Raw genomic sequence first — 13,569 nt, 5'->3', positions numbered from 1 at the left:
CTCACCGGCATTCCCCGCCCCCTTTTGCCCCCTTATGTCTTAAGTATCGGCAGGCGTTCGGGAATGCCGCAACAGCTTGGCGACCTGATCCCAGACCGCGTCGGCGACGTCGTCCTTGGGACCGCGCGGGATCTCCACCGGCTCGCCGCCCGCGACCAGCACGGTCGCCGCGTTGTCGGGCGTGCCGAAGGCCAGGTCGGGGCCGACCTGGTTGACGACGAGCAGGTCGCAGCCCTTGCGGGCGAGCTTGGCCTGCCCGTTGGCGAGCACGTCGTCGGTCTCGGCCGCGAACCCGACGATCACCTCGGGGTGCGGCCAGGCAGCCACCCCGGGATGCGGCCCCGCGGCGTGTCGCCGCTCACCCAGCTCAGCCAGGATGTCGGGATTTTTCACCAGATAGAGGGGGTCGGGGTCGCCCTCGGCCTTCTTGATCTTGGAGTCCTGCCGCGCGGCGGGCCGGAAGTCGGCCACGGCCGCCGCCATCACCACCACGTCGGCGGCGGCCGAGGCGGTCAGCACCGCCTCGCGCAGCTCGGCCGCCGACTCCACCCGCACCACGTCGGCCCCGGCCGGATCGGGCAGGGACACGTTGGCGGCCACCAGCGTCACCTGGGCCCCGCGGGCGACGGCCGTGCGAGCCAGGGCGTATCCCTGCAGCCCGGAGGAACGGTTGCCCAGGTAGCGGACCGGATCGATGGCCTCACGCGTGCCGCCGGCCGAGACGACGACCCGCCGCCCGGCCAGGTCGCGTGGGCGGTCGGCCAGTACGCGCAGGCAGATCTGGAAGATCTCGGCGGGATCGGGCAGGCGCCCGGGCCCGGTGTCGGCGCCGGTGAGGCGCCCGACCGCGGGGTCGATGACCACGGAGCCCCGCTCGCGCAACGTCGAGACGTTGGCCCGGGTGGCGGGATGCTGCCACATCTCGGTGTGCATCGCGGGCGCGAACACCACCGGGCAGCGCGCGGTCAGCAGCGTGTTGGTGAGCAGGTCGCCGGCCAGGCCGTGAGCGGCCTTGGCGAGCACGTCGGCGGTCGCGGGCGCCACCACGACGAGGTCGGCCCGCTGGCCGATCCGTACGTGGGGCACCTCGTGAACGTCGTCCCACACGTCGGTCGTCACCGGGTGGCCGGACAGCGCCGCCCAGGTGGGCTCGCCCACGAACCGCAGGGCGTCGCGGGTCGGGACGACCCGCACCTCGTGCCCGGACTCGGTGAACAGGCGCAGCAGCTCACACGCCTTGTACGCGGCGATGCCCCCGCTGACGCCCAGGACGACCTTCTTCATCTAACGGGTCAGACCGCGCCTTCGATGGGCTCGGCGTTGAGCAGGCCCTCGGCCACCTCGCGCAGCGCGATGGACAGCGGCTTCTCCTGCGCGTGCGTCTCGACCAGCGGCCCGACGTATTCGAGCAGGCCCTCGCCGAGCTGGGAGTAGTAGGCGTTGATCTGGCGGGCGCGCTTGGCACCCATGATCACCAGGGAATACTTGCTGTCGACGATGTCGAGCAGCGCGTCGATCGGCGGGTTGGTGATGCCCTCTGCGACCGGGGCAATTCCTGCCACGATTGTCAGACCTCTCGGTTGGTGGTTTTGATGACCCCCTGAGGGTCAGTCATCAAGGCTATCAGCCGGCGGCACACCTCTTTGACACTCGTGTTCACCAGCGTGAGGTCGAATTCCTTCTCGGCCGCCATCTCGACGTGCCCGGCCTGAAGGCGGCGGGCTATGACGTCCTCCGGCTCGGTGCCACGGCCGCGCAGCCGCTTCTCCAGCTCCTCCCAGGAGGGCGGAGCCAGGAACACCAGCAGGGCCTCCGGCATGCTCTGCCTCACCTGCCTGGCGCCTTCCAGGTCGATCTCGAGCAGCGTGGGCATGCCCGCGGCGAGCCGGTCGAGCACCGGGGCGCGCGGCGTGCCGTACCTGTTGCCCGCGAACTCCGCCCACTCGAGCAGCTCCCCCGACTCCACGAGCCGGTCGAACTCCTCGTCGTCGGCGAAGAAGTAGTGGAGCCCGTGCACCTCGCCGGGCCGGGGCTTCCTGGTTGTCACCGAGACCGACAGCCACACCTCGTGGTGTGCCCGCCGGAGCTCGGCGACGACCGTTGACTTACCGACGCCCGACGGTCCGGACAGGACCGTCAGGCGCCGTTCACTCGAGGGGAGGAAGTCGCCGACCCTCGTTCCAGATCCGACTGCCTCATGGGCCCAAACACTGCCGGACCTGGACCTGTCGGTCACTTCCTACCCCCCGTTGAACCTGCGCTTTCGTGTGGAACCGAGATTAGCTCTCGTTGCCACCGAACTCGCGCTCGAGGGAGGCCCTCTGGTTCGCACCGAGACCCCGCACGCGGCGGGACTCGGCTATGGCTAGCCGCTCCATGAGCTGCTTGGCGCGGACTTTGCCCACGCCGGGGAGCGATTCCAACAAGGCCGACACCTTCATCTTGCCGATGACGTCGTCGGTCTGCCCATCCTTGAGCACCTCAGCCAGAGAAACCGCGCCATGCTTGAGCCGGTTCTTGACCTCGGCACGCTCTTTACGGGCCTTGGCAGCCTTTTGCAGGGCTGCGGCGCGCTGCTCAGGGGTCAGGGGAGGAAGAGCCACGCCGGGTCACCTCGAATTTCTGTCGATGTACTCGGACGGGAAGGGAAACTAGCTGGTCATCGCCCCCTAAGCAACGTCAATGGCGGTTTCTCTCCTCACAAAATCCACTTCATCACTCTCCGTGTATGTAAAACTACAGACTGCTGATCAAATCGCCTCCACTTCCCACTTCTTCCTTACACACAGGAAGCGCCGTGGGGGTACGATGATGATCACCCACCCGTCAGGGATAGGTGTCCGAAACGTGCGCGGGTTTACGTCCGAAACCCCGCCCGAGGTGGGCTTCCGTATGCCCTGTGGGGGTGTTCTGACGACCGTGCGCGGGTCGTTGTGGGACGCCGTTCCGGGGTCGGCGTCCCCATGGGGAAGCGCTCACCGTGCGTACACGGGCACCGGCCGTGACGTGTGCCATGGGAGCGGTTCCACCACAGCCGGGTGACGACGGCTGGGCTCACTGCACATCCGTCCGCCACACGGGCTCGACGGGTCAGGGGTTCCTGGTTGGCCGCGAGACCGGCAGTCACACCTCGGGGTGTGCCCGCCGGAGTTCGGCGACGACCGTTGACTTACCGACGCCCGACGGTCCGGACAGGACCGCCGACATGGGCCTGACGGACCGACCGGCCTGCCGCATGGTGGGCCGCGCCTGGCTAGTAGGGGCCGCCATACGGCGGCAGCACACAGCCGCGCGGGGACGAGCCACATACGGGCGCGATGAACCCCCACAGGCGCGATAGACCGCGGACGTACAGGGCGCCGCGTGCCGCGGACGCACAAAGCGCGGTGGACCGCGGACGGGCGCGGTGGCCGCACAAGCACGCAGACGCAGGTCCTGGCCGACCGTGGCACTGGCGGCGGCCGGTTTGCCGCTGTTCACCGGTGCCACGTCGCGCTGGGCCGCACACGAAAACCCATCAGGAGCATGCAACGGCGTAGCCGCGACCAGCCACCCACCTGGCCATGCCGAGTCGCGCGCCAAGGCCCGTCAGAGCACGACCCCCTCCTGAGGAGGCCGTGAACCCCTTCAGGAGGGGGTCGTGCGCCGCAAGGAGGAGGCGATGGCGGCGGCCGTGGCGCCCGGGTCCGGGGAGGCGGTGATCGGGCGGCCGATGACCAGGAGGTCGGCGCCGTCCGCCAGTGCCTGCTCCGGCGTCGCCACCCGCGCCTGGTCCTGGCTGTCCGCTCCCGCCGGGCGTACGCCGGGCGTGATGAGGGTGATCTCCGGCCCGACCTCCGACCGCAGGTCGACGACCTCGTGCGGCGAGCACACCAGGGCCGTGGCGCCCGACTCGACCGACAGGACGGCCAGGCGGCGGACCGCGTCCGAGGCGGGGCCGGCGAGCCCGATGCGGCTCAGGTCGGCCTCCGACAGCGACGTCAGCACCGTGACCGCCGCGATCTGGGTGTCCGGGGCCGCCTCGACGGCAGCGCGGATCATCGCGGGGCCACCGGCCGCGTGGACCGTGAGGATGGCCGGGCGCAACCGGGAGACCGCCCTGGCCGCCGCCGCGACCGTGTTGGGGATGTCGTGCAGCTTGAGGTCCAGGAAGACCTGTACGCCGCTCGCGCCCCGGATCGAGGCGATCACGTCGGGGCCGTAGCGCAGATAGAGCTCCAGCCCGATCTTCACCGTGGTGACGTGCGGGGTCACCAGGGCGGCCCACCTGGCGGCGGTCTCCAGGTCGGGGGCGTCGAGGGCGACGGCGATGGGTGCGGGCGTCAAGGGGAGCTCTCCTCGGAGTCGACGAGCAGGTGCCGGGGGGCGCTCCCCGGCGGACGGTGGGCCAGGCCGACCGCGTCGGCCAGCCGCTGGAAGCCGCGTGCCCGCAGCAGGTCCTCAAGCTCTCGCTCGATGCGCAGGCACGCGTAGGGGTCGTGGAACAGCGCCGTCCCCACCCCGACCGCGCAGGCGCCCGCCAGGATGAGCTGGAAGGCGTCCCTGCCGGTCGCCACGCCGCCGACGCCGATCAGCGGCACCCCGGGCAGGGCGGCGTGCACCTGCCACACGCACCGTACGGCAAGGGGCAGGATGGCCGGTCCCGAAAGCCCGCCGGTCACCGCCGCGAGCGAGGGCCGCAGCGCCTCGGTGTCGATGGCCATGCCGAGCGGGTTGTTGATCATGGACAGCGCGTCGGCCCCGGCGTCGACGCAGGCGCGGGCGACCGCCACGATGTCGGCCACGTCGGGCGCCAGCTTGGCGACCACCGGGACGTCGTACCGCATGATGGACCGCACCGACGCGATCACCTCGGCGGCGGCGCTGCCCTCGCGGGCGAAGACCCGGCCGCGGTCCTCGATGTTCGGGCAGGACAGGTTCACCTCCAGGGCGGTGACGCCGGGCGCGTCGGCCAGCCTGCGGGCCAGCGCCGAGTACTCGGCCACGGTGCCGCCGCCGATCGACACGATGGTCCTGATGCCGCGCTGGGCCAGCCAGGGCAGCTCGCGTTCGAGGAAGGCGTCGATGCCGGGGCCCTGGAGGCCGACGGCGTTGAGCATGCCCGAGGGGGTCTCGGCCATCCGGGGGGTGGGGCGGCCGGCACGCGGGGCCATGGTGATGGAGCTGGTGGTCAGGGCGCCCAGCCGGTGGAGGTCGAAGAACTGGGCCAGCTCGCGGCCCGAGGCGGCACAGCCGGCGGCGGTGGTGATGGGGTTGGCGAGCTCCACATGCGCCAGAAAAGTACGCATATCTACCGACAAGTCAGCTCACCCACCGCAGAGAAGCCGCCGAAAAACAGCCACCAGACAGGCGCCGCGCCACCAGATCGCGCAGGACGCGGCAGAAAAAGCGCGGGCAATCAATGTCAGCCCGCATGGCGAGCACCGCCCTGCCCCCCGGGCGCCCCCAGCGCGTCGAACGGGATCGTCCCCACGTCCTCGAACCGCACCCGCTCCCCCCGGAACACCGGCCCCTCGGCGCAGGCCCGCACCATCCGGGTCACGCCGTCGTCGCCGATGACCGGCAGCACGCACGTCATGCAGACCCCGATCCCGCAGGCCATCGCCTCTTCCACCGCCACCTGCACCGGGATGTCGAACTCCATCGCCACCGCGGTGACCGCCCGCAGCGTCTCCATGGGCGCGCACGCGTAGACCACGTCCGCCCGCGTGTCGGCGATCACCGCGGGCAGCGCGTCGGTAACCCTGCCGCGCAGCCCGAGCGAGCCGTCCTCGGTGGTGAGCGTGGTGGTCTGGGCCATCCGCCTGGCCCGCATGGCGCCGAACACCCGGTCCGCGCTGGCGCCGCCCAGCACGAAGTCGACCCGGCAGCCGCGTTCGATGAGCTGGTCGGCCACCGGGAAGAGCACCGCCGAGCCGTACTCGGAACCGACCAGCACGCAGTGGACCGGGTCGCGGGGCAGCGGGAAGGGCCGGCCGAGCGGCCCGACGAGGTCGATCGTGTCACGCGCCCGGCGCTCGGCCAGCCACGCGGTGCCGGGCCCGCGCACGGTGAAGACGAGCTCCACCGTGCCGCCGTAGTCGGGCTTGACGTCGTGGATGGAGAAGGCCCGCCGCGTCACCATGGACGTGTGGGCCCCGCCGACGGCGACGGACACGAAGTGGCCGGGCCGGTAGCGCTCGGCGATGCCGGGCGCCACCACGGTGAGGGCATGGTAGGCGTCGACCCGGCGCGTCGTCAGCACCGTGCCCGTCACCTGCACCGGAGTGCCGGCCAGTCCTCTTCACCTCCCGCGGGAGCCTGCCGTCGATCGAGCCCTACGCCCCTGCCGCCCGCAGCGCCCGCCCGTGCTCCTGGAGGGACCGTACGCCGACGTCGCCCCGCACGATGGCCTGGATGCCCGCGGCCGCGGCGGCGAGGCCGGCGACCGTGGTGATGCACGGGATGCCGCGCAGCACGGCGGCGGTGCGGATGTCGTAGCCGTCGAGCCGCGGGCCCGACTGGCCCGGACTGCCGAACGGCGTGTTGACGATCAGGTCGATCTCGCCGTCGAGGATGTACTGGACACTCGTGGGCTCACCTCCGGCTCCGGGCCCCTCGCTCTGCTTTCGCACGATCTTGGCATGGACACCGTTGCGGCGCAGCACCTCAGCGGTCCCCTCGGTGGCCAGGATCTCGAACCCGAGGTCGGCGAGCGCCCGCACCGGGAAGATCATCGCACGCTTGTCCCGGTTGGCCACGGACACGAACGCGCGGCCCTTGATGGGCAGCTCGCCGTACGCGGCCGCCTGCGACTTGGCGTAGGCGACGCCGAAGGACTCGTCGATGCCCATGACCTCGCCCGTGGAGCGCATCTCGGGCCCGAGCACGATGTCGACGCCGCGGAAGCGGTTGAACGGCAGCACCGCCTCCTTCACCGCGATCGACGCCTCCAGCGGCAGGGTGCCCCCGTCGCCCGTGGCGGGCAGCATGCCCTCCGCGCGCAGCGAGGCGATCGAGGCGCCCAGCATCACGCGGGCCGCCGCCTTGGCCAGCGGCACCGCCGTGGCCTTGGAGACGAACGGCACGGTACGGCTGGCGCGCGGGTTGGCCTCCAGGACGTACAGGACACCGGCCGACATGGCGTACTGGACGTTCAGCAGCCCGCGGACGCCGACTCCGCGGGCGATGCCCTCGGTGGCGGCGCGGATGCGCTTGATGTCGTTGCTGCCGAGCGTGATCGGCGGCAGGGCGCACGCCGAGTCGCCGGAGTGGATCCCGGCCTCCTCGATGTGCTCCATGACGCCGCCCAGGTAGAGCTCCTCGCCGTCGAACAGGGCGTCCACGTCGATCTCGATGGCCTCGTCGAGGAACTTGTCGACCAGCACCGGATGGCCGCCCTCCTGGGCCGCCATGTAGGTGGTCAGCGTCGCGTCGTCGTAGACGATGGCCATGCCGGCCCCGCCGAGCACGTACGAGGGCCGGACCAGCACGGGGTAGCCGATCTCCTCGGCCACGGCCAGCGCCTCGGCGACGGTCGTCGCGGTGCCGTGCTTGGGCGCGGGCAACTGCGCCTCGGCGAGCACCCGGCCGAACGCGCCGCGCTCCTCCGCCAGGTGGATCGACTCGGGCGAGGTGCCGACCACGGGCACGCCCGCGTCCTTGAGCGCCTGCGCCAGGCCGAGCGGCGTCTGCCCGCCGAGCTGCACGATCACGCCCGCGACCGGGCCGGTCTGCTGCTCGGCGTGGACGACCTCCAGCACGTCCTCCAGGGTGAGCGGCTCGAAGTAGAGCCGGTCGGAGGTGTCGTAGTCGGTCGAGACCGTCTCCGGGTTGCAGTTGACCATGACGGTCTCGAACCCGGCCCGTGACAGCTCGAAGGAGGCGTGCACGCAGGCGTAGTCGAACTCGATGCCCTGGCCGATGCGGTTCGGCCCGGAGCCGAGGATGATGACCTTCTCCCGCTCGCCGTACGGGACCTCGCTCTCCTCGTCGTAGGCCGAGTAGAGGTAGGGGGTCTTGGCCGCGAACTCCGCGGCGCAGGTGTCGACCGTGTTGTAGACCGGCCGCAGGCCGAGCGCGTGGCGCAGGTCGCGGACGCGGGCCTCGTCGATGCCGCGGATCTCGCCGATCTGCGCGTCGCTGAAGCCGTGGCGCTTGGCCCGCTCCAGCACCTCGGCGGTCAGCTCGGTGGCCTCGCCGACGGTCCGCGCCTCCTCGTCCAGCAGGAACAGCTGGTCGAGGAACCACGGGTCGATGTTGGTGGCCTCGAACAGCTCCTCGGCGGTGGCGCCGGCCCGGATGGCCTGCTGCACGGTACGCAGCCGGCCGTCGTGCGGGACGCGGGACTCCTCGATGAGCTCGGCCTTCGGCCGCTGGGGACCGGCCCAGGTGAAGGAGGAGTCCTTCTTCTCCAGCGACCGCAGCGCCTTCTGCAGCGCCTCGGGGAAGGAGCGGCCGATGGCCATGGCCTCGCCCACCGACTTCATGTGCGTGGTGAGGGTCTGGTCGGCGCCCCTGAACTTCTCGAAGGCGAACCTCGGCACCTTGACCACGATGTAGTCGAGCGTGGGCTCGAACGAGGCCGGGGTCTCCTTGGTGATGTCGTTGGGGATCTCGTCGAGCGTGTAGCCGATGGCCAGCTTGGCGGCGATCTTGGCGATCGGGAAGCCGGTGGCCTTCGAGGCCAGGGCGCTCGATCGGGACACGCGCGGGTTCATCTCGATGACGATCATGCGGCCGGTCGCCGGGTTGACCGCGAACTGGATGTTGCAGCCGCCGGTGTCGACGCCGACCTCGCGGATGACCGCGATCGCGACGTCGCGCATGTTCTGGTATTCGCGGTCGGTCAGCGTCAGGGCGGGGGCGACGGTGACGCTGTCGCCGGTGTGGACGCCCATCGGGTCGATGTTCTCGATGGAGCAGACGATGACCACGTTGTCATGCTTGTCGCGCATGACCTCGAGCTCGTACTCCTTCCAGCCGATGATCGACTCCTCCAGGAGGACCTCGGTGGTCGGCGAGGCATCCAGCCCGGCGCCGGCGATGCGCCGCAGGTCGGACTCGTCGTAGGCGAACCCGGACCCGACGCCGCCCATCGTGAAGGAGGGCCGCACGACCAGCGGGTAGCCCAGCTCGGCGACGGCGGCCAGGCACTCGTCCATCGTGTGGCAGACGACCGAGTTGGCCGACTCCGCGTTCAGGCCGTGCTCGCGGGCGACCTTGGCGACGATCTCCTTGAACCGCTCGCGGTTCTCGCCCGCCTGGATCGCGTCGAAGTCGGCGCCGATCAGCTCGACGTCGTAGCGCTCCAGCGCGCCCGACTCGTGCAGCGCGACGGCGGTGTTGAGGGCGGTCTGGCCGCCCAGGGTCGGCAGCAGCGCGTCGGGGCGCTCCTTGGCGATGATCTTCTCGACGTACTCGGGGGTGATCGGCTCGACGTAGGTGGCGTCGGCGAACTCGGGGTCGGTCATGATCGTCGCCGGGTTGCTGTTGACGAGGATCACGCGGAACCCCTCGTCGCGCAGCACGCGGCAGGCCTGGGTGCCGGAGTAGTCGAACTCGCACGCCTGTCCGATCACGATCGGCCCCGAGCCGATCACCAGGACGGACCTGATGTCATCACGCTTGGGCACGGTTCATGACCTCACAGAACTCGTCGAAAAGGTAGGCGGCGTCGTGGGGACCGGCGGCGGCCTCCGGGTGGTATTGCACGCTGAAGGCGCGCCCGTCGAGCAGGCGCAACCCTTCTACGCAGCGGTCGTTGAGGTTGACGTGGCTGACCTCGGCCGGGCCGTAGGGGGTGTCGAACGGCTCACCGAGCGGCGCCTCGACCGCGAAGCCGTGGTTGTGGGCGGAGATCTCTACCTTGCCGGTCCGTACGTCCTGGACCGGCTGGTTCACCCCCCGGTGGCCGTAACGCAGCTTGTACGTGGACAGGCCCAGGGCCCGGCCGAACAGCTGGTTGCCGAAGCAGATCCCGAAGAACGGCACCTTCGCCTCCAGCACCCCGCGCAGCGCGGAGACGTCCGCGGTGGCCGGGTCGCCGGGGCCGTTGGAGAAGAACACCCCGTCCGGCTGCACCGCCATGATCTGCTCGAACGTGGCGGTGGCCGGCAGCACGTGCACCTCGCAGCCGCGCTCGGCCATCCGGTGCGGGGTCATGCCCTTGATGCCCAGGTCCACGGCCGCGACCGTGAACCGTTTCGCGCCGATGGCCGGCACGACGTACGGCTCGTCCGTGGCCACCTCGGCGGCCAGGTTCGCGCCTTCCATGACCGGCGCCCGCCGTACGCGCTGGACGAGCTCCTCGATCGGCGCGGACGGATCGGTGAAGATCCCGGCGCGCATGGCGCCGCGCTCGCGCAGGTGGCGGGTGAGGGCGCGGGTGCCGGGCATGGCGATGCCGACGACGCCCTGTTCCTTGAGGTAGTCGTCCAGCGAGCGGTTGGCCCGCCAGTTGGAGACCACGCGGGACGGCTCGCGTACGACGTAGCCGGCGACCCAGACGCGGCCCGACTCGGGGTCCTCGTCGTTGACGCCGGTGTTGCCGATGTGGGGGGCCGTCATCGCGACGATCTGCCGGTGGTAGGACGGGTCGGTGAGGGTCTCCTGGTAGCCGGTCATGCCGGTGTTGAAGACCATCTCGCCGAAGGTCTCGCCCGCGGCGCCATACGGGGTTCCGTGGAAGACGCGACCGTCCTCCAGAACGAGCAGCGCAGAAGTCACACCAGCTTCCCTTCAAGTACTGTCGGCTTGCCGCGCAGGAAGGTCGCCACGACCCGGCCGGGGAGCGTCATGCCCTCGTACGGCGTGTTGCGACTCTTCGACGCGAAGGCGGACGGATCCACCTCTGTACGGACGGACGGGTCATACAACGTGAGGTTGGCCGGCACGCCCACCTCGATCGGTTGCCCGTGCCCCGACAGGCGGCCGATACGCGCGGGCACGATCGACATGCGCTCGGCGACGCCGGCCCAGTCGAGCAGCCCGGTGTCCACCATGGCCTCCTGCACCACGCTGAGCGCGGTCTCCAGGCCGACCATGCCCATGGCCGCGGCCGACCACTCGGTCTCCTTGTCCTCGACCGGGTGGGGCGCGTGGTCGGTGGCGACGATGTCGATCGTGCCGTCTGCCAGCGCGGCGCGCAGCGCCTCGACGTCGGCGCGGGTGCGCAGCGGCGGGTTGACCTTGTAGATGGGGTTGTAGGCGCCGACCGGCGAGTCCTCGACGAGGTCGTCGGTGAGCAGCAGGTGGTGCGGCGTGACCTCGGCGGTGATGTTCCAGCCCTTGGACTTGGCCCAGCGCAGGATCTCCACCGAGCCGGCCGTGGAGACGTGGCAGACGTGCAGCCGGGAGCCGACGTGCGCGGCCAGCAGGCAGTCGCGGGCGATGATCGCCTCCTCGGCGACCGCCGGCCAGCCGGTCAGGCCGAGCCGGCCGGAGACGACGCCCTCGTTCATCTGGGCGCCGCCGGTCAGCCTGGGCTCCTGGGCGTGCTGGGCGATCACGCCGTCGAACGCCTTGACGTACTCCAGGGCGCGGCGCATCAGCACGGCGTCGTCGACGCACCTGCCGTCGTCGGAGAAGACGCGGACCCGGGCGGCGGAGTCGGCCATCGCGCCGAGCTCGGCCAGCTGCCTGCCCTCCAGGCCGACGGTGACCGCGCCGACCGGCTGGACGTCGCAGTGGGCGAACTCCCGGCCGAGCCGCCAGACCTGCTCGACCACGCCGGCGGTGTCGGCGACGGGCGAGGTGTTGGCCATGGCGTGCACGGCGGTGTAGCCGCCGCGGGCGGCCGACTGGGTGCCGGTCTGCACGGTCTCGGCGTCCTCGCGGCCGGGCTCGCGCAGGTGGGTGTGCAGGTCGACGAGGCCGGGCAGCACGATCGCGCCGCCGCCGTCGATCGCCGCCTCCCCCTCGATCCGCGGGGCGATCTCGGCGATCACCCCGTCCTCGATCCGGATGTCGGCGGGCTCGCCACCGAGAATCCGTACATTCCGAATGATCACGAGGTCTCTCCCCCGAGCAGCAGGTACAGGACGGCCATGCGGATGGTCACACCGTTGGCGACCTGCTCGACGATGGTCGAGCGCGGCGAGTCGGCCACCTCGGCGGCGATCTCCATGCCCCGGTTCATCGGCCCGGGGTGCATCACGATGGCCTCGTCGGGCATCTTGGCGAACCGGTCGCGGTCGAGGCCGTAGCGGCGGGAGTATTCGCGCTCGCTCGGGAAGTAGGCGGCGTTCATCCGCTCCTTCTGCACCCGCAGCATCATCACCACGTCGGACTTGGGCAGCACCGCGTCGAGGTCGTAGGAGACCGCGCACGGCCAGGTGTCGATCGAGACCGGCAGCAGCGTGGGCGGCGCCACCAGCGTGACGTCGGCGCCGAGCGTGGCCAGGAGCAGCACGTTGGAGCGGGCGACCCGGCTGTGCAGGACGTCGCCGACGATCGTGACCTTGCGGCCGTCGAGGCCGCCCAGCCGGCGGCGCATGGAGAAGGCGTCGAGCAGCGCCTGCGTGGGGTGCTCGTGGGTGCCGTCGCCGGCGTTGACGACGCTGCCGTGCACCCAGTTGGCCAGGCGGTGCGGCGCGCCGGACGCCCCGTGGCGGATGACGACCGCGTCGGCGCCCATCGCCTCCAGCGTCAGCGCCGTGTCCTTCAGCGACTCGCCCTTGGAGACGCTGGAGCCCTTGGCGGAGAAGTTGATGACGTCGGCCGACAGCCGCTTGGCCGCCGCCTCGAAGGAGATGCGGGTGCGGGTGGAGTCCTCGAAGAACAGGTTGACCACCGTACGGCCGCGCAGCGTCGGCAGCTTCTTGATGGAACGTTCCGAGACCCTCGCCAGCTCCTCGGCCGTGTCGAGGATGAGCAGGGCGTCGTCCTTGCCGAGGTCGCCCGCGGAGATGAGGTGGCGGTTCACTTGGCGTCCTCCTTCATCAGGAGCACGGCGTCGCGCCCGTCGGTCTCCTGCAGGTAGACCTTCACCTTCTCGCTCTTGGCGGTCGGCAGGTTCTTGCCCACGTAGTCGGCGCGGATGGGCAGCTCGCGATGGCCCCGGTCGACCAGCGTGGCCAGCTGTACGGCGGTCGGGCGGCCGAGGTCGTTGAGCGCGTCGAGCGCCGCGCGGACGGTGCGGCCGGAGTACAGGACGTCGTCCACCAGCACCACGATCCTGCCGTCGATGCCGTCGGGCGGCAGCTCGGTGTGGCCGAGCGGCCGGGCGGGCCGGAGCCGGAGGTCGTCGCGGTACATCGTGATGTCGATCGAGCCGACGGGGATCTTGACGCCTTCGAAGCGCTCGATGCGGTCACCCAGCCGGCGGGCCAGGGTGGCGCCGCGGGTCGGGATGCCGAGGAGGACGACGCCGTCGGCGCCCTTGGTTCGTTCGAGGATCTCGTGCGCGATACGGGTCAGCGCCCGGTGGATGTCCGGGCTCTCCAGGACGGCCCTTGACAGGGGCGTCTGGTCGGGCGAGGAGTCGGACGTTGAGGAGTCGGACACGGCAGAGCTCACCACCTTTCCCGCCTCACAGGACGGGTCTTAAAAGGGTGTTGGTCGTGACACACAGTACCAGGGGCTACCAGC

At 70.9% G+C, this 13,569-nt stretch carries 12 protein-coding genes and 1 pseudogene; all 13 read right to left on the bottom strand.

The annotated features are described in order from the left end of the window. Positions 1-39 precede the first annotated feature (39 nt). Positions 40-1,284: a bifunctional phosphopantothenoylcysteine decarboxylase/phosphopantothenate--cysteine ligase CoaBC gene (gene coaBC / locus LDL49_RS37740; RefSeq protein ID WP_225298677.1), complete on the bottom strand. Its 1,245-nt coding sequence runs from the start codon at positions 1,282-1,284 to the stop codon at positions 40-42. An 8-nt stretch (positions 1,285-1,292) separates the two neighbouring features. Further along, complete coding sequence (gene rpoZ, locus LDL49_RS37735; protein WP_214637710.1) at positions 1,293-1,562, bottom strand: DNA-directed RNA polymerase subunit omega; 270 nt, start codon at positions 1,560-1,562, stop codon at positions 1,293-1,295. Positions 1,563-1,567: 5 nt separating this feature from the next. Continuing rightward, positions 1,568-2,140, bottom strand: coding sequence for a guanylate kinase (gmk, locus tag LDL49_RS37730; protein ID WP_225298725.1), 573 nt, complete (start codon positions 2,138-2,140; stop codon positions 1,568-1,570). 139 nt (positions 2,141-2,279) lie between these two features. Further along, a complete protein-coding gene (gene mihF, locus LDL49_RS37725; protein ID WP_214637712.1) occupies positions 2,280-2,603 on the bottom strand; it encodes an integration host factor, actinobacterial type in 324 nt (107 codons plus the stop codon). A gap of 523 nt (positions 2,604-3,126) precedes the next feature. Beyond that, positions 3,127-3,237, bottom strand: a pseudogene (locus tag LDL49_RS37720) (guanylate kinase); the annotation flags it as partial. Between the two features lie 390 nt (positions 3,238-3,627). Further along, complete coding sequence (gene pyrF, locus LDL49_RS37715) at positions 3,628-4,326, bottom strand: orotidine-5'-phosphate decarboxylase (RefSeq protein WP_225298675.1); 699 nt, start codon at positions 4,324-4,326, stop codon at positions 3,628-3,630. Next, entirely contained in the window at positions 4,323-5,288 is a 966-nt protein-coding gene (locus tag LDL49_RS37710) for a dihydroorotate dehydrogenase (protein ID WP_225298673.1), read from the bottom strand. Before LDL49_RS37710 ends, pyrF begins: the two co-directional genes overlap by 4 nt. Positions 5,289-5,404: 116 nt before the next feature. Beyond that, positions 5,405-6,277, bottom strand: coding sequence for a dihydroorotate dehydrogenase electron transfer subunit (locus LDL49_RS37705; protein WP_263656021.1), 873 nt, complete (start codon positions 6,275-6,277; stop codon positions 5,405-5,407). A gap of 40 nt (positions 6,278-6,317) precedes the next feature. Then, the gene (carB, locus tag LDL49_RS37700) at positions 6,318-9,614 is read right to left on the bottom strand and encodes a carbamoyl-phosphate synthase large subunit (RefSeq protein WP_225298669.1); all 3,297 of its coding nucleotides are present in this window, start codon (positions 9,612-9,614) and stop codon (positions 6,318-6,320) included. After that, on the bottom strand, positions 9,601-10,707 hold the full coding sequence (gene carA / locus LDL49_RS37695; RefSeq protein WP_225298667.1) for a glutamine-hydrolyzing carbamoyl-phosphate synthase small subunit: 1,107 nt from the start codon (positions 10,705-10,707) through the stop codon (positions 9,601-9,603). The genes carB and carA overlap by 14 nt, the downstream gene beginning before the upstream one ends. Then, positions 10,704-11,990 (bottom strand): dihydroorotase, encoded by a 1,287-nt coding sequence (locus tag LDL49_RS37690; RefSeq protein WP_225298666.1) that lies wholly within the window; start codon positions 11,988-11,990, stop codon positions 10,704-10,706. Before LDL49_RS37690 ends, carA begins: the two co-directional genes overlap by 4 nt. After that, the gene (locus LDL49_RS37685; protein ID WP_225298664.1) at positions 11,987-12,904 is read right to left on the bottom strand and encodes an aspartate carbamoyltransferase catalytic subunit; all 918 of its coding nucleotides are present in this window, start codon (positions 12,902-12,904) and stop codon (positions 11,987-11,989) included. Before LDL49_RS37685 ends, LDL49_RS37690 begins: the two co-directional genes overlap by 4 nt. Further along, complete coding sequence (gene pyrR, locus LDL49_RS37680; RefSeq protein WP_308016243.1) at positions 12,901-13,485, bottom strand: bifunctional pyr operon transcriptional regulator/uracil phosphoribosyltransferase PyrR; 585 nt, start codon at positions 13,483-13,485, stop codon at positions 12,901-12,903. Before pyrR ends, LDL49_RS37685 begins: the two co-directional genes overlap by 4 nt. Positions 13,486-13,569: the final 84 nt, after the last annotated feature.

Source organism: Nonomuraea aurantiaca (assembly GCF_020215705.1).
GTDB classification, from domain to species: Bacteria; Actinomycetota; Actinomycetes; order Streptosporangiales; family Streptosporangiaceae; genus Nonomuraea; species Nonomuraea aurantiaca.
Note: the sequence above shows the minus strand (reverse complement) of the source record. Positions and strands in the feature narration are given on the sequence as shown.